This is a genomic window from Comamonadaceae bacterium OTU4NAUVB1, assembly GCA_024372625.1.
Lineage (GTDB): Bacteria > Pseudomonadota > Gammaproteobacteria > Burkholderiales > Burkholderiaceae_C > Variovorax.
Genome location: CP099605.1, coordinates 2266831 through 2281964, shown reverse-complemented (window position 1 = coordinate 2281964; position 15134 = coordinate 2266831). Strand labels below are relative to the sequence as shown.

Annotated in this window: 11 protein-coding genes and 1 tRNA gene; 1 reads left to right on the top strand and 11 read right to left on the bottom strand. The window is 69.7% G+C overall.

Features of this window, described 5'->3' with window-relative positions; all coding sequences use genetic code 11:
- The first annotated feature begins 33 nt into the window (after positions 1 to 33).
- A complete protein-coding gene (locus NF681_14210) occupies positions 34 to 1008 on the top strand; it encodes a magnesium and cobalt transport protein CorA (GenBank protein UST53461.1) in 975 nt (324 codons plus the stop codon).
- Positions 1009 to 1186: 178 nt separating this feature from the next.
- On the opposite strand, the gene NF681_14205 is transcribed toward NF681_14210, so the two are convergent.
- The 11 genes from NF681_14205 to NF681_14155 form a co-directional block, all read right to left on the bottom strand.
- Positions 1187 to 1738 (bottom strand): phosphatase PAP2 family protein, encoded by a 552-nt coding sequence (locus NF681_14205; GenBank protein ID UST53460.1) that lies wholly within the window; start codon positions 1736 to 1738, stop codon positions 1187 to 1189.
- Between the two features lie 300 nt (positions 1739 to 2038).
- A tRNA-Thr gene (locus NF681_14200) sits at positions 2039 to 2114 on the bottom strand.
- Positions 2115 to 2125: 11 nt separating this feature from the next.
- Entirely contained in the window at positions 2126 to 3139 is a 1014-nt protein-coding gene (locus NF681_14195) for a class 1 fructose-bisphosphatase (GenBank protein UST53459.1), read from the bottom strand.
- A gap of 35 nt (positions 3140 to 3174) precedes the next feature.
- The gene (gene pepN / locus NF681_14190) at positions 3175 to 5907 is read right to left on the bottom strand and encodes an aminopeptidase N (protein ID UST53458.1); all 2733 of its coding nucleotides are present in this window, start codon (positions 5905 to 5907) and stop codon (positions 3175 to 3177) included.
- On the bottom strand, positions 5891 to 6598 hold the full coding sequence (locus tag NF681_14185) for an HAD family phosphatase (GenBank protein UST53457.1): 708 nt from the start codon (positions 6596 to 6598) through the stop codon (positions 5891 to 5893). Before NF681_14185 ends, pepN begins: the two co-directional genes overlap by 17 nt.
- Positions 6598 to 7702, bottom strand: a protein-coding gene (gene prfB, locus NF681_14180; protein UST53456.1) for a peptide chain release factor 2 whose coding sequence is annotated in 2 segments (ribosomal slippage) — positions 6598 to 7620 and positions 7622 to 7702 — 1104 coding nt in all. Because the reading frame shifts where the segments join, the coding sequence is not laid out codon by codon here. Before prfB ends, NF681_14185 begins: the two co-directional genes overlap by 1 nt.
- 40 nt (positions 7703 to 7742) lie before the next feature.
- Positions 7743 to 8993 carry a hybrid sensor histidine kinase/response regulator gene (locus NF681_14175; protein ID UST53455.1) on the bottom strand — a complete coding sequence of 417 codons (1251 nt, stop codon included), beginning with the start codon at positions 8991 to 8993 and terminating at the stop codon, positions 7743 to 7745.
- Positions 8983 to 9603 carry a chemotaxis protein CheB gene (locus tag NF681_14170; GenBank protein ID UST53454.1) on the bottom strand — a complete coding sequence of 207 codons (621 nt, stop codon included), beginning with the start codon at positions 9601 to 9603 and terminating at the stop codon, positions 8983 to 8985. The genes NF681_14175 and NF681_14170 overlap by 11 nt, the downstream gene beginning before the upstream one ends.
- Positions 9600 to 10382, bottom strand: a complete 783-nt coding sequence (locus tag NF681_14165; GenBank protein ID UST55783.1) for a protein-glutamate O-methyltransferase CheR — start codon at positions 10380 to 10382, stop codon at positions 9600 to 9602. The genes NF681_14170 and NF681_14165 overlap by 4 nt, the downstream gene beginning before the upstream one ends.
- Before the next feature lie 62 nt (positions 10383 to 10444).
- Positions 10445 to 14029, bottom strand: coding sequence for a response regulator (locus NF681_14160; GenBank protein UST53453.1), 3585 nt, complete (start codon positions 14027 to 14029; stop codon positions 10445 to 10447).
- Between the two features lie 128 nt (positions 14030 to 14157).
- Positions 14158 to 15129 carry an alpha/beta hydrolase gene (locus NF681_14155; protein UST53452.1) on the bottom strand — a complete coding sequence of 324 codons (972 nt, stop codon included), beginning with the start codon at positions 15127 to 15129 and terminating at the stop codon, positions 14158 to 14160.
- Positions 15130 to 15134 lie beyond the last annotated feature (5 nt).

Here is a 15134-nt window from a genome sequence, read left to right as displayed (position 1 = left end):
TGGACGACTCGAGATCACCATCGGTCAATTTCCATGCTAATCAATTGCGTTGCCTACCAGGATGGCGCCAAGCTCCGCGACATTTCCGCCGCCGACATCAGCGAATACGTTTCCCAGCCCGGCTGTTTCGTGTGGGTCGCCATGCAGGATGCGACGCCCGAGGAACTCGATGAAATGGGCGAGGAGTTCGGTCTGCACGAGTTGGCCATCGAGGACGCGCGCCATGGTCATCAGCGACCCAAGATCGAGGAGTACGGTGATTCGCTGTTCGTGGTGCTTCACCTGCTCCAGCCGGATCCCCAGGACGCGAAGGATTTCCTGGTCGGCGAACTGAACGTGTTCGTGGGTCCGAACTACGTGTTGTCGGTCCGCAATCAGAGCAGCACCGGATTCCTGGGGGTTCGGGCGCGGTGCGAGCGCGAGCCCGATCTCCTGCGCAACGGCGCGGGCTTCGTCCTCTATGCCTTGATGGATGCGGTGGTCGACCGGTACTTCCCGGTCATCGACGCATTGGAGGACGAACTCGAGAACATCGAGAAGCAGATCTTCTCCGAGGATGCGCCACGGGCGAACATCCAGCGCCTCTACGAACTCAAGCAACGCGCCATGGTGCTGCGGCACGCGGTGGCCCCGCTCCTGGAAGGTTCGGGCAAGCTCCATGGCGGTCGCGTGCCGCAGATCTGCATGGGGTCGCAGGAATACTTCCGCGATGTGAGCGACCATCTGGTGCGGATCAACGCGTCCATCGATGCGATGCGCGACACCATCGGCACGGCCATCCAGGTGAACCTGTCGATGGTCACGATCAACGAGGGCGAGGTGACCAAGCGGCTCGCGGCCTGGGCGGCGATCTTCGCGATCTGCACGGCGTTCGCCGGCATCTGGGGCATGAATTTCGAGCACATGCCGGAACTCAAGTGGCGCTACGGCTACGCGGTGGCGCTGGGCATCATCGCCGCGGCGGGCAGCGTGACGTTCTACCGGTTCCGGCGGGCCGGCTGGATCTGAGCCGCGCGTGGCCCGGGCGTCGGAGGCTCACGCCTCCGGCGTGGTCGGAGGCGCGGGACGGATCGCACGACCCGCCGTTCTCCCGGGATCGGGCCGGCCGCGGGGCGACCCCTGATCCACGCGCCGTGTCGCCAGGGGACCGGGCGCCTTCGAGCCGAGGGCATCCGGGCCGAAGCGCTCAGTGGGTGGCGGACCTCGAAGTCCGCGCCAGACGGTCGCGCCAGGGCCGGGCGACGACCGCCCACGCGGCGGCGGTCAGGGCCGCCAGCACGATGCCCGCCGCGATGTCGGCCGGAAAGTGGATGCCCAGGTAGATGCGTGACCAGCCCGTCAGCACGGCCACGACCAGCAGCACGGCGCCGGCGTCCGAAGCGGAGCGCCGCAGCAGGACCATGAAGGCCATCGTGAACATCACCGAGGCGTGGGTGCTGGGCAGACCGGGCCGCAACCCGTGGGGAACGTAGAGCGGCGACAGGCCCCGCATGAAGGGACGGGGCACGTCCAGTGCCGATGCGAGGTCGCGTGCGAACAGCGAGATCACGCCTCCCACGGCCAGCGTGACCAGCACGGTGGGAAATTGGCCGGGACGCGAGCCGACCGTCCAGGCAAGAACGGCCAGACAGGCCCAGCCGGAGACGCTGGAGATGGTCGTCGCGCACGACAGCAGCAGCGGGTGCGGCTCGAAGCCGGCGGCCATCGCCTGGAAGAGGTAAAGATTGAGCGCGTCCATCGGGCGTCCTCTCCATGAATCGATCGGGTCGGTCGACGGCCGCCGCCGAGCCTGGGAGGAGGGACGGGGACGCCGTGGCGGAACCTCGACGATCGAGGATTTCCGCGTCGCCGGTATGACAGCGACCGGTCACGGCCCGGGCGACGACACCATCGTGGCGCGTGCTCGTCCGATCGTCGAACGCCCCGACGAATCGCACGTCACCCATGGGGGAATGGATCGGCGGACCCGGCGCCCCTCAGAATCGGAGACGCATGAAAAAAGCCCCTGACTTCTTGACGAAATCAGGGGCTTTCAGAGTGGTGCCGGAGAGATGAATCGAACACCCGACCTTCTCATTACGAATGAGCTGCTCTACCGACTGAGCTACACCGGCTAAGCCTTCGATTATAGCGGATCGTGGAAGCGTGTCGCGCGCTCGACCTCGTTTTTCGAGCCGAGGATGACGCTCACGCGCTGGTGCAGCTTCGTCGGCTGGATGTCCAGGATGCGTTCGCGGCCGTTGGTCGCCGCGCCGCCGGCCTGTTCGACGAGCCAGCCCATCGGGTTGGCCTCGTACATCAGGCGCAGCTTTCCCGGCTTGTCGGGCTCGCGCTTGTCCCACGGATACAGGAACACGCCGCCGCGCATCATGATGCGGTGCACGTCGGCCACCATGCTGGCGATCCAGCGCATGTTGAAGTCCTTGCCGCGCGGACCTTCCTTGCCGGCCAGGCACTCGTCGATGTAGCGCTTCACCGGCTCGTCCCAGTGCCGCTGGTTGCTCATGTTGATCGCGAACTCCTTCGTGTCCGCCGGGATCTGGATGTCCTCCTGCGTCAGGATGAACGAGCCCTGTTCGTGGTCGAGCGTGAACATGACCACGCCGTTGCCCACGGTGAGCACCAGCGTGGTCTGCGGGCCGTAGATGCAGTAGCCCGCGGCGACCTGCTTGGCGCCGGCCTGCAGGAAGTCGGCCTCCTGCACGCCCGGATGGCCCTCGGGCTTCTTCAGCACGCTGAAGATGGTGCCAATGCTGACGTTGACGTCGATGTTGCTGGAGCCGTCCAGGGGATCGAACAGCAGCAGGTATTCGCCCTGCGGATAGCGGTTGGGCACGACGTAGATGCTGTCCATCTCCTCGCTGGCCATGGCCGCGAGGTGACCGCCCCATTCGTTGGCCTCGATGAGCACTTCGTTGGCGATGATGTCCAGCTTCTTCTGGATCTCGCCCTGCACGTTCTGGCTCTCGGCGGTGCCCAGGGCGCTGCCGAGCGCGCCCTTGGTGACGGCCTGGCTGATGCTCTTGCAGGCGCGCGCGACCACTTCGAGCAGCAGCCGCAACTGACCGGGGATGAGCCCGTCGGCGCGCTGCTTCTCGACGAGATAGCGGGTGAGGGAAATCTTCTGTGTAGGGGCCATGATGTTTCTCGGGTCCTTCGGTTCGATCGAAAATTTCAGGTCGCGCCGGCCGGATCGGCCAGGGCGCGGTTGACGACTTCCTGCGTGTCCTTGCTCAGGCCGGGCCGGTTGGCCACCCGGACGATCGCCTCGCGCGCCGCGCCGCGGTAGGGCTCGGCGAGCTTGTTCCAGCGGTCGAGCGCGCGCGCCAGGCGGGCCGCCACCTGGGGATTGATGGCGTCCAGCTCGATCACGCGGTCGCTCCAGAACACGTAGCCCGAGGCGTCGGCGCGATGGAACGCCCCGGGGTTGGCGCTGCAGTAGCTGAAGATCACGCTGCGGGCGCGGTTGGGGTTCTTGAGCGAGAAGTCGGGGTGCTTCATCAGCGCCCGCACCTGCGGCAGCACGTCGCCGCCCCGGTCGGGCGCGCCGGCCTGCAGCGAGAACCACTTGTCGATGACCAGCGCCTCGCCCTTGAACAGGGCGTGGAAGCGGGCCAGCGCCGGCTCGGCCAGCGGGTGACCCGACGAGACCAGGGCGGCCAGCGCATTGAAGCGGTCGGTCATGTTGGCCGCGTCCTTGAAGCGCTGCAGGGTCCGTCCGGGCCAGACGGTGTCGCCGGAGCGGCGCGCGGCCAGGCAGAGGTTCGACAGCGCCATGCCGGCCAGCGCGCGCCGTCCGGACGAGCGCGGGTCGGGCGTGTAGGCGCCGGTGTCGTGGTTCTCGTCGTAGACCGCCGCCCACTCGGCCGCGAGCGCGGTGGCGAGCTGCGCGCGCATGGCTTCGCGCACGACGTGGACGCGCTGGGGGTCGACCACGTCGAGCTGCTCGGCGACGTAGGTCTCCGAGGGCAGCGTGAGCACCAGTTCCTTGAATGCCGCGTCCAGGGTCGCGTCGCGCAGCACGCCGCGCATGGCGTCGACATAGCTGGCATCGAGCACCGCATCGTCGCCGCCGGGGTTCGTGCCGTGGCCGGTGATGGCGGCGATCGCGCTGCGCAAGGCCAGGCGCTGGCCGGCCTCCCAGCGGTTGAACGGGTCGGTGTCGTGGGCGAGCAGGGCGAGCAGCTGCGCGTCGGTGTAGTGGAAGTCCAGGATCACCGGGGCGCTGAAGCCGCGCAGGATCGAGGGCACCGGTTCGGCGCCGATGCCGGTGAAGGTGAAGGACTCCACCGGCTGCGTCAGCACCAGCGTGCGGGTGCCCGGGCGCGCGTCGCCGGTGTCGGATTCGCCTTCCAGACGCAGCGCGATCTCGCGGCCGTCGGCGTCGAGCAGGCCCAGGTTGACCGGGATGACCACCGGCAGCTTGGTCGGCTGACCCGGCGTCGGCGGGCAGTGCTGCTCGAAGCGCAGCGTGTAGGTGCCGGCGGCGGCGTCGTGGCGGGCGTGGGCGGCCAAGCGCGGCGTGCCGGCCTGCGCGTACCAGCGCTTGAACTGCGGCAGCAGGCGGGCGAGTTCGGTGTCGGGGTTGGCGTCGGCGATGGCCTGGGCGAAGTCGTCGCAGGTCACGGCCTGGCCGTCGTGGCGCTCGAAGTACAGCGTGATGCCGCGCTCGAAGCCGGCGCGGCCCACCAGCGTCTGCATCATGCGCACGACCTCGGCGCCCTTCTCGTAGATCGTGACGGTGTAGAAGTTGCTGATCTCGATGTAGCTGTCGGGCCGCACCGGGTGCGCCATCGGGCCGGCGTCCTCGGGGAACTGCGCGGTGCGCAGCACCCGCACGTCCTCGATGCGCTTGACCGCGCGCGCCGACGCGTCGGCGCACAGGTCCATGCTGAACTCCTGGTCGCGGAAGACCGTGAGGCCCTCCTTGAGCGACAGCTGGAACCAGTCGCGGCAGGTCACGCGGTCGCCCGACCAGTTGTGGAAGTACTCGTGGCCGACCACGCTCTCGATGTTGGCGAAGTCGGCGTCGGTGGCGGTGGACTGGCTGGCCAGGACGTACTTCGTGTTGAAGATGTTCAGGCCCTTGTTCTCCATCGCGCCCATGTTGAAGTCGCTGGTGGCGACGATCATGAAGCGGTCGAGGTCCAGCGGCAGGCCGAAGCGGGCCTCGTCCCACAGCACCGAGTGGATCAGCGAATTCATCGCGTGCTCGGTCTTGTCGAGGTCGCCCGCGCGCACGTAGACCTGCAGCAGGTGGTCGCGCCCGGCGCGCGTGGTGATGCGCTGCTCGCGCGCCACCAGCCGGCCCGCCACCAGCGCGAAGAGGTAGCTCGGCTTGCGGAACGGGTCGACCCAGCGCGCGAAGTGGCGCCCGTCGGGCAGCTCGCCGCTGTCCACCAGGTTGCCGTTGGACAGCAGCACCGGGTAGGCGGCCTTGTCGGCGCGCAGCGTGACGGTGTAGTTCGCCATCACGTCGGGACGGTCGAGGAAGTAGGTGATGCGGCGGAAGCCCTCGGCCTCGCACTGCGTGAAGAAGGTGTCCTCGCTCACGAACAGGCCCATGAGCTTGGTGTTCTTGATCGGGCAGCAGGTGGTGAAGATCTCCAGCTCGAAGGACTCGGGCAGGTTGTCGATCACCAGCTGGTCGGCCTCGATGCGGAACGACGCGCCCTGGCCGTCGACCAGCACGCGCGCGAGGTTGAGCTCGTCGCCGTCCAGGCGCAGCGGCCCGCCGGGGCTGTCGGGGTTGCGGCGCAGGCGCATGCGGTTGAGCACGCGCGTCTTGGCCGGGTCGAGGTCGAAGGTCAGCTCGACGGTGTCGATCCACCAGGCCGGCGCGACGTAGTCCTCGCGCAGGACCGCCATCGGATCGACGGGGGCCTGTCCATCACGCAGTTGCAGCATCGAATGTCTCCAGAAAGTCGGAAAGGACCAGGTTCTCGTAGGTGCGCACGGCCGCCACGACGTGCGGCCCCGCGAGTTCGGCCGGGGTGTGGGTGGTGCAGACGGCCACGGCGCGCATGCCGGCGCGCCGTGCCGCCTCGATGCCGAAGGGCGCGTCCTCGAACACCACGCAGCGTCCGGGCGCGACGCCGATGCGGCGGGCGGCCTCCAGGAAGATGTCCGGCTGCGGCTTGCCCGGCAGGCCCTCGTCGCCGCCGACGATGGCCAGCGGCGGCGGGTCCATGCCCAGGCGCGACATCACGAACTCGATGTTGTGGCGATCGCCCGCCGTGCCCACGGCGACCTTCAGGCCACGCGCGGCGGCCAGCGCCGCGAACTCCCGGAAGCCGGCGACCTCCGCGAAGGCGGCACCGAAGAGCGCGCGGTAGATCGATTCCTTCTCGTGCGTGATCGCCGCGCTCTCGTCGGCGCTGACGGTGCGTTCCATCAGCTCGCAGGCGCACTCGAACGCATTGCGTCCGGTGGTGCGGCGCATCAGGTCGTCGACGTCGAGCGCCAGGCCGCGCCGGCGCGCGAACTCGCCCCATGCTTTGGCGTGCCAGGGCATGGAGTCGATCATGGTGCCGTCCATGTCGAAGATGAAGGCTTCGATGCGGGGCAGGGCGCCGTTGCCGGCGTTTTCCGCGGCCATCAGACGCCCTGCTTCAGCGAGGCTTCGATGAAGGCGTCGAGATCGCCGTCGAGCACCTTCTGCGTGGCGGAGATCTCGACGTTGGTGCGCAGGTCCTTGATGCGGCTGTTGTCCAGCACGTAGCTGCGGATCTGGTGGCCCCAGCCGACGTCGGTCTTGCTGTCCTCGAGCTTCTGCTGCTCTTCCTGGCGCTTGCGCATCTCGTGGTCGTAGAGCCGCGAGCGCAGGCGCTTCCAGGCGACGTCGCGGTTGCTGTGCTGGCTGCGGCCGTCCTGGCACTGCACGACGATGCCGGTCGGGATGTGCGTGAGCCGCACCGCCGAGTCGGTCTTGTTGATGTGCTGGCCGCCGGCGCCCGAGGCGCGGAAGGTGTCGGTGCGCACGTCCGACGGATTGATCTCGATCTCGATCGAGTCGTCGATCTCGGGATAGACGAAGATGCTCGCGAAGCTGGTGTGGCGCCCGCCCGAGGAGTCGAAGGGCGACTTGCGCACCAGGCGATGCACGCCGGTCTCGGTGCGCAGCAGGCCGAAGGCGTAGTCGCCCTCGACCTTGATGGTGGCGCCCTTGATGCCGGCGGTGTCGCCCGGCGTCTCGTCCTCGATCTGCGTCTTGAAGCCCTTGCGCTCGGCGTACTTCAGGTATTGCCGCAGCAGCATGCTGGCCCAGTCGCAGGCCTCGGTGCCGCCGGCGCCGGCCTGGATGTCGACGAAGGCGTTGAGCGGGTCGGCCGGGTTGCTGAACATCCGGCGGAACTCGAGCTGCTTGATGTCGGCTTCCAGCAGCGCGGCGTCGTCGGCGATGGAGGCCAGGCCGTCCATGTCGCCGTCGGCCTTGGACATCTCGAAGAGCTCGGTGTTGTCCGACAGGCCGCTGGTGAGCCGGTCGAGCGTGACGACCACGTCGTCGAGCGACTTCTTCTCGCGCCCGAGTTCCTGGGCCTTCTTGGGGTCGTTCCAGACGGTGGGGTCCTCGAGCGAGGCGTTGACCGTCCTCAGGCGTTCGGATTTGGCATCGTAGTCAAAGATACCTCCGGAGATCGACCGTCCTGACGCTCAGGTCCGAGAGGGTTGCGCCGATTTGGTTGATTTGTTCTGCGTCCATGGGGTGTCCTGAAAGTGGTCGGGGGAAACCGCACATTTTCTCATGCCCGCGCGGTCGTCGGGACGCGGGGCGGGATCGATGGCGACGCCGGCTCGGCCGGCGGGCGCGCCGGCAGCGTGACCTCGAAGCACGAACCCTCGCCCGGACGGCTCTCCACCGTGATCGCGCCGCCGTGCGCACGCACGATCTCGCGCGTGATGAACAGGCCCAGGCCGAGGCCGGCGGCGTGTCGGCGGCTGTCGTCGGTGCGCTCGAACTGCTCGAAGATGCGCGCCTGGTCCTGGGGTGCGATGCCGATGCCGCGATCGCGCACGCTCATGCGGACGCGGCCGCCGGCCCCGGCCGCGACCTCGACGGCCACCGGCTTGCCGCCGCCGTAGCGCAGCGCGTTGGTCAGCAGGTTGGTCAGCACCTGCTCGATGCGGAACTCGTCCCAGGTGCCCGGCACCTCGGCGGGCGCGTGCAGCTCCAGCGTGGAGCCGACGGCGTCGGCCTGGTTGGCCAGGCTCTCGACCACGCGGCGCGCCATCGCGGCCAGATCGAACGGCTTCGGGCGGATCGACAGCGCGCCCTGGCGCAGCCGCGTGACGTCGAGCATGTCGTCGATCAGGCGCACCATGTTCTGGATCTGGCGCTGGTCGCGCTCGATCATGGCCGGCAGGTGCTCGGGCGAGAAGGGCGCGAGGTTGCCCCGGCCGAGGTGCATCTTGCGCACCTGTGTCTCCAGGTAGAGCGTGTTGAGCGGCGTGCGCAGCTCGTGCGAGACCATCGACATGAAGTCGTCGCGCATGCGCACGGCGCGCTGCAGTTCGGTCTGCGCGGCCTGCAGCTGGTGGACCAGGGCGTCCTGCTCGCGGTGCGAGGCCGCCAGGGCCTCCATCTCGTGGCGCAGCGCCTTGCGGTGGCGGTGCAGGTCCACGAAGACGCTGACCTTGCTGCGCACCACCTGCGGGTCGAGCGGCTTCTGCAGGAAGTCGACGGCGCCGCTCTCGTAGCCACGGAAGGCGTAGTTCAGCTCGCGCCCGGCGGCGCTGACGAAGATGATGGGGATGTGGCGCGTGCGCTCGGTGCTGCGCATCATCTCGGCGAGTTCAAAGCCGTTCATGACGGGCATCTGCACGTCCAGGATGGCGATCGCGAACTCGTGCTCCAGCATCAGCGCCAGCGCGTCGTCGGCGGAGGCGGCCTGGAAGACGCGGCGTTCCGGCCCGCGCACGAGCGCCTCGAGCGCCAGGAGATTGTCGGGAAGGTCGTCGACGATGAGCAGTTTGCTCTCGACATCAATCGGCATGGAATGGGTCCAGTTGCAAGAGCAGGTCGCGCAGGCCGCCCAGTGGCAGCACGGCATCCGGCGCGTGGCGGCCGAGGGCCGCACGGGGCATGGTATCGACCTCGGCGTCCGCGGGGTCTTGGACGGCGGTGAAGCCGCCGGCCTGGCGGATGCGCAGCAGGCCTTCGGCGCCGTCCTGGTTGGCGCCGGTGAGCACGAAGCCCGCCAGCGCGGCGCCGTAGGCGTCGGCGGCCGACGCCATCAGCACGTCGATCGAGGGCCGCGACCACAGCACCGGCGGCTCGCAGCTCAGCGAGAAGACGCGTTCGCGCTCGATCGACAGGTGGTAGCCCGACGGCGCGAAATACACCGTGGCGGGTTCGACCGGCGCCTTGTCGGCGGCTTCGAGCACGCGCACGGCCAGGCGCTGGGAGAACACCCGCGCGAGCAGGCTCTCGCGGTGCTCGGGCAGGTGCACCACCACCACCACCGGCAGGCGCCAGGAGGCCGGCAGGCGGCCGAGCATCGCCAGCAGCGCCTCGATGCCGCCGGCCGACGCGCCGATGACGATCGCCTCGATGCCGCGCCGCGCCGCGTGCGCGGGCGGCTTCGACGTCCCCGGGCCCGTCATGACGCCTTGCGGTAGATGCGCTCGTCCCGCGCGAGCGGTCCGAAGCGGGTGGCGTAACCGGAGAAGTCGATGCTCTCCTTGGAGCCCAGCCCCAGGAAGCCGCGGTGGCACAGCGACTCGTGGAACAATCCCAGCGCCCGGTCCTGCAGGGTGCGGTTGAAGTAGATCAGGACGTTGCGGCACGACACGAGCTGCGTCTCGGCGAACACGCTGTCGGTGGCCAGGCTGTGGTCGGCGAAGATCACGTCGGCGCACAGCGAGGGGTCGAAGCGCGCGGCGTCGTAGGCGGCGGTGTAGTAGTCGGAGAACGCCCGCTGGCCGCCCGAGCGCTGGTAGTTGGTGGTGTAGCCGCGCACCGCCTCCAGCGGGAAGATGCCCTGGCGCGCCTTCTCCAGCGAGACCGGGTTGATGTCGGTGGCGTAGATCTGTGCGCGCTGCAGCAGGCCTTCCTCGCGCAGCATGATGGCCATCGAGTAGGCCTCCTCGCCGGTGCTGCAGCCGGCGATCCAGATCTTGATGGACGGGTAGGTCTCCAGCACCGGCAGCACCTGCCGGCGCAGGGCCAGGAAGTACGCCGGGTCGCGGAACATCTCGCTCACCGGAACGGTCAGGAACTGCAGCAGCTGCGCGAACACGGCCGGATCGCGCAGCACGCGTTCCTGCAGGTCGGAGATGCTCGCCAGGCCGAGCTGGCCGAGCGCGTGCGTCACGCGCCGCTTCTGGGAGGCGCCCGTGTAGTCGCGGAAGTCGTAGCTGTAGCGCAGGTAGATCGCCTCCATCAGCAGGCGCAGCTCGATCTCGGTGACCGAGGGCGGCGGCGCGGTGCGCGTCGCGAACCGCGTCACAGGCGCTCCAGGCGCGGCATCCAGACCCGCATCAGGGAGAACAGCCGGTCCAGGTCGACCGGCTTGGCGAGGTAGTCGCTGGCGCCGGCGGCCAGGCACTGCTCCTGGTCGTCCTTCATGGCCTTGGCGGTGATGGTGATCACCGGCAGCTTGGCGAAGCGCGGGTCCTGGCGCAGGCGGCGCGTGGCCTCCAGGCCGTCCATCTCCGGCATCATGACGTCCATCAGCACCAGGTCGATGTCGGGCACGCGGTCGAGCTTCTCCAGCGCCTCGCGGCCGTTGCGGCCGATCTCCACGATGGCCCCGCGCTGCTCCAGCGCGCTGGTCAGCGCGAAGATGTTGCGCACGTCGTCGTCCACCAGCAGCACGCGCCGGCCCTCGAAGACGCGGTCGCGTCCGCGCGCGGTGCGCAGCATGGTGCGCCGCTCGCTGGTCATGTCGGCCTCGACCTTGTGCAGGAACAGCGTCACCTCGTCGAGCAGGCGTTCCGGCGAACGCGCGCCCTTGATGATGATCGAGCGCGAGTAGCGCATCAGCTCGGATTCCTCGTCGCGGGTGAGGTTGCGCCCCGTGTAGACGATCACCGGCGGGAACGAGCGGATGTCCTCGCTCGACATGCGCTTGAGGAGGTCGCTGCCCTGCATGTCGGGCAGTCGCAGGTCGGTGATCATGACGTCGAAGACGCGCTCGTGCAGCAGCGCCATCGCTTCCTCGCCCGACTCGACGGCCGTGATGGCGATGTCCTCGTCGCCGATCAATCGCGTCACCGCCTCGCGCTGGATGGCGTCGTCCTCCACCAGCAGCACCGACTTGAGCTTCTGGGTGAGCTTCTGCTCGAACTTGTCGAAGACCTGGCGCAGCTGCTCGCGCGAGGTCGGCTTCATCGCATAGCCGATCGCGCCCATGTGCAGCGCGGTCTCGACGTGGTCGGTGCCCGAGATGACGTGCACCGGGATGTGGCGGGTGCGCGGCTCGTCCTTCAGGCGCTGCAGCACGCTCAGGCCGGGCGCGTCGGGCAGGCGCATGTCCAGCAGCACGGCGTCCGGCAGGAACTGCACGGCGAGGTCGAAGCCGTCGTGCGCGCCGTGCGCCACCAGGCAGCGGTAGCCGTGCTCGTGCGCGAGGTCGTAGAGGATGTGCGCGAACTGGGGCTCGTCCTCGATCACCAGCACGCGCCGGCCCTCGGTCTGCGTCGACAGGCGGTCGTCGGCGAAGGGCGGGGCGGAAGCGACCGGGGCGTCATGACGCGTGCCGGCGCCTGCGGCCGGCGCCCGCGGGGCCGTGCGCGGCGCCGGTGGCGGCGACGCGAAGGTCGAGAACGCCGAGGTGGCGCCACGCGGGCCCGTGGCCGCCGTCGTCGGCGCGCGGGAGGCTTCGGCGGGACCGGGCGGCGGCGCGGCGCCCGCGACCGCGCGCCCCATGCCGTTCGCCGCCTGCGGCGCGGTGGCCGGCAGGCCCAGCGTGAAGGTGCTGCCCGCGCCGGGCGTGCTGCGCACCCCCAGCGTGCCGCCGAGCAGCCGCGTGAGGTCGCGCGAGATCGACAGTCCGAGGCCGGTGCCGCCGTAGCGCCGGCTGGTCGTGCCGTCGGCCTGGCGGAAGGCCTCGAAGATGAGCTCCTGCTGGTCGGCCGCGATCCCGATGCCCGAATCCGTGATGGCGAAGCTCGCGCCGCCGCCGGGCAGGGCGCCGACCGTCAGCGACACCGTGCCGTGCTCGGTGAACTTGATCGCGTTGGCCAGCAGGTTCTTCAGGATCTGCTCGACCCGGTGGCGGTCCGTGACCAGCGTCGGCGGCGCGTCCGGCGCCACCTCGATCCGGAAATCCAGCTGCTTCTGGCTCGCCAGCGGCGCGAAGGTCATCGACAGGCTGTCGGCCAGCGCGGCCAGCGGCACCGTCTCGACGACGATGTCGAGCTTGCCGGACTCGACCTTGGCGATGTCGAGGATGTCGTTGATGAGCTCCAGCAGGTCGTTGCCCGACGAGTGGATCGACTGGGCGAAGCGCACCTGCTCGGGCGTCAGGTTGCCCTGGGGGTTGTCCACCAGCAGCTTCGACAGGATCAGGGCGCTGTTGAGCGGCGTGCGCAGCTCGTGCGACATGTTGGCCAGGAACTCCGACTTGTAGCGGCTCGCGCGCTGGAGTTCGCTGGCGCGGTCCTCCAGGTCGGCCTGCACGCGGCGCAGGGCGGCGTTGCGCAGGTCGAGCGCCTCGGTGCGCTCGGCGAGCTGGTCGTTGGTCTGCTCGAGTTCGGCCTGCTGGTTCTCCAGGGTCGCCTGCGATTCGCGCAGCGCGCGCGACTGCTCCTCCAGTTCCTCGTTGGAGGTGCGCAGTTCCTCCTGCTGGACCTGCAGTTCCTCGTTGAGCTGCTGGGTCTCGGCCAGCACCTCCTGGAGCTGCTCGCGGTAGCGCGCGGCCGAGATGGCGTTGGCGATGTCGTCGGCCACCAGTTCGAGCAGTTCGGTCGTGCGGCCCTCCGGGCTGGAGAGGAAGCCCAGTTCGACGACGCCGTTGACCTGTCCGTCCGCGGCCACCGGCAGCAGCAGCACGGCCGTCGGGGCCATGTGCCCGAGGCCCGAATTGACCTGGAGGTAGTCGGCCGACAGCGGCTCCGCGCGCAGCAGGCGCCGGCCGGTCGCCGCCTGACCGACCAGCCCCTGGTTCGGGGCGAAGACCTGGGTCGAGTCCTCCGCCTCGCGGGAGAAGCCGTGGCTCGCGATCCGGACGAAGGCCCCATCGCCGTCGCGCGCGTACAGCGCGCCCACCGGGCTGTCGACGTGGCGGGCGAAGAATTCGAGGACCTGGGCGCCGGCGTCCCGCAATCCGAGCTCACCCACCAGGCGTCCGGCGAGTTCGGTCTGGCGGCTGCGCACCCAGGCCTGCTCGGCCAGTTCGGCGGCCGCGGCCTCCTGGCGGGCCAGCGTGCGCCCGTAGTCCTCCGACAGGCGCACCAGCTGCCGCCGTCCGAAATACGCCAGCAGCCCGGTCAGCGTGAGCGTGAAAAGGAGGAAGGCGGCGATCACGGCCAGGCTGGTGTTGTTGGCCTGGTTGTTGCGCTCGAAGCGCAGCTGCTGCTCGACGTTCATGACCTCGGCGTAGTCGGCGCGCATGGCGTCGGTCAGGCGCTTGCCCTGGCCGCGACGCATGGCGGTGAGGTAGTCGCCGCCGTTGCGGCGCAGGGCGATGACTTCGCTCGCGTACTGGTTCCAGGCCGCCTGCAGGGTCGTGATGCGGTCGATCCGCTCGGCCTGCGCCGGGTTGTCCTTGACCATCTCGCGCACCAGCGCGAGGCTCTTGGCGATCTGCGGCTGCGCGCTGTCGTAGGGGGAGAGGAAGCTGTCGTCGCCCGTGATGACGAAGCCGCGCATGCCGGTCTCCAGGTCCACGCTCAGGCGCTGCGCCTCGCTCACGTTGTGGGTCACGCGGTCGGTGTGCTCGACCCAGCCGATGACCGAGAGCAGGTAGGCGATCAGCGCGACGAACAGCACCGCACCGAACAGGCCGCCCAGCAGCGGCAGCTTCACGTTGCGCGACAGCATGCGTTCGAAGGCGTGCGGGTCGATGACAGAGTCGGTCTTGTTCATGGATGCGAGCGGGAGGGAAGCGGCGGAAAAAGCCACCGAGTCTGACAGCGCGGCGTGCCGAGACCCTGTCGGAGAGGAACGCGAGGTGCCGCTGGCGCGGCCGGGACCGGCGCGTCGGCGCCGGGCGATCAGGCCGCGGGCGGCCGCAGGAAGTCCTCGATCAGCCGTGCGACGTGCGCGGGCTGGTCGTGGTGCAGCATGTGCCCGGCGTCCGCCACCACCGCGATGCGGGCGTCGGGCACCGCCGCCAGCCGCGCGTGGTATTCGGCGCGCGTGTAGCGGCCCTTCCAGCGCGCGAAGCTGTCGTCGGCGGCCTCGACGGCCAGCACCGGCGCGGCGATGCACGCGTGGATGGCGACGGCCTCGTCGGCGCGGTAGATGTTCGCGTTGACCACCTTGTGCGCGGCATCGCCCAGGATGGCCCATCGCCGGCCGCCGTCGCCGGCCGCGTCGACCTCGCCCGCGCGCGCGTCCACGGGCGCGGCCCAGTGGCGCGCCAGCCAACGCGCCTTGTCCGGCGCGATGCGCGGGTTGGTCTTCATCAGGCGCCGCGCGACGCCCTCGGGGCCGTCGTAGGTCTGCAGGTCCAGCTCGCCACGGTGCAGGCGCTTGAGCTGGTCGATCCAGTCGGCGTAGCGCCGGGGCGCGTCCTGCGGTGTCAGGGCCGGCATGCCGAAGCCCTCGAGGTTGACCAGCCGCCGCACCCGGGCCGGCCGCACGCCGGCGTACTGCATCGCGATGTTGCCGCCCATGCTGTGGCCCACGAGGTCGACCGGCGTCGCGCCGGCGAAGTGGTCGAGCAGCCATTCGAGGTCGGCGAGGTAGTCCGGCATCCAGTGGTTGTCGACCGCGCCGCCCGGGCCGCCCGGCGTCAGGCCGAAGCCGCGCCAGTCCGGCGCGACGACGAAGCGGGCGTCCGCCAGCGCGTCCACCACGAACTGCCACGAGGCCGCGACGTCCATCCAGCCGTGCAGCAGCACCAGCGGCGGCCGCGCCGCCGAGGGCGCCCCCCACAGGCGGACGTGGTAGGGCAGGCCGCGCACGTCGACGGTCTCGCTGCGGGAGGCGAGGCGGGGTTCGTAGATGGACAGGGTGGACATGGCGC

Excerpts from the sequence above, each read along its gene's own strand:
- NF681_14210 (UST53461.1), top strand. The coding sequence starts at position 34 with ATGCTAATCAATTGCGTTGCCTACCAGGATGGCGCCAAGCTCCGCGAC.
- NF681_14205 (UST53460.1), bottom strand. The coding sequence starts at position 1,738 with ATGGACGCGCTCAATCTTTACCTCTTCCAGGCGATGGCCGCCGGCTTC.
- NF681_14195 (UST53459.1), bottom strand. The coding sequence starts at position 3,139 with ATGGCCCCTACACAGAAGATTTCCCTCACCCGCTATCTCGTCGAGAAG.
- pepN (UST53458.1), bottom strand. The coding sequence starts at position 5,907 with ATGCTGCAACTGCGTGATGGACAGGCCCCCGTCGATCCGATGGCGGTC.
- NF681_14185 (UST53457.1), bottom strand. The coding sequence starts at position 6,598 with ATGGCCGCGGAAAACGCCGGCAACGGCGCCCTGCCCCGCATCGAAGCC.
- NF681_14175 (UST53455.1), bottom strand. The coding sequence starts at position 8,993 with ATGCCGATTGATGTCGAGAGCAAACTGCTCATCGTCGACGACCTTCCC.
- NF681_14170 (UST53454.1), bottom strand. The coding sequence starts at position 9,603 with ATGACGGGCCCGGGGACGTCGAAGCCGCCCGCGCACGCGGCGCGGCGC.
- NF681_14165 (UST55783.1), bottom strand. The coding sequence starts at position 10,382 with ATGGAGGCGATCTACCTGCGCTACAGCTACGACTTCCGCGACTACACG.
- NF681_14160 (UST53453.1), bottom strand. The coding sequence starts at position 14,029 with ATGAACAAGACCGACTCTGTCATCGACCCGCACGCCTTCGAACGCATG.
- NF681_14155 (UST53452.1), bottom strand. The coding sequence starts at position 15,129 with ATGTCCACCCTGTCCATCTACGAACCCCGCCTCGCCTCCCGCAGCGAG.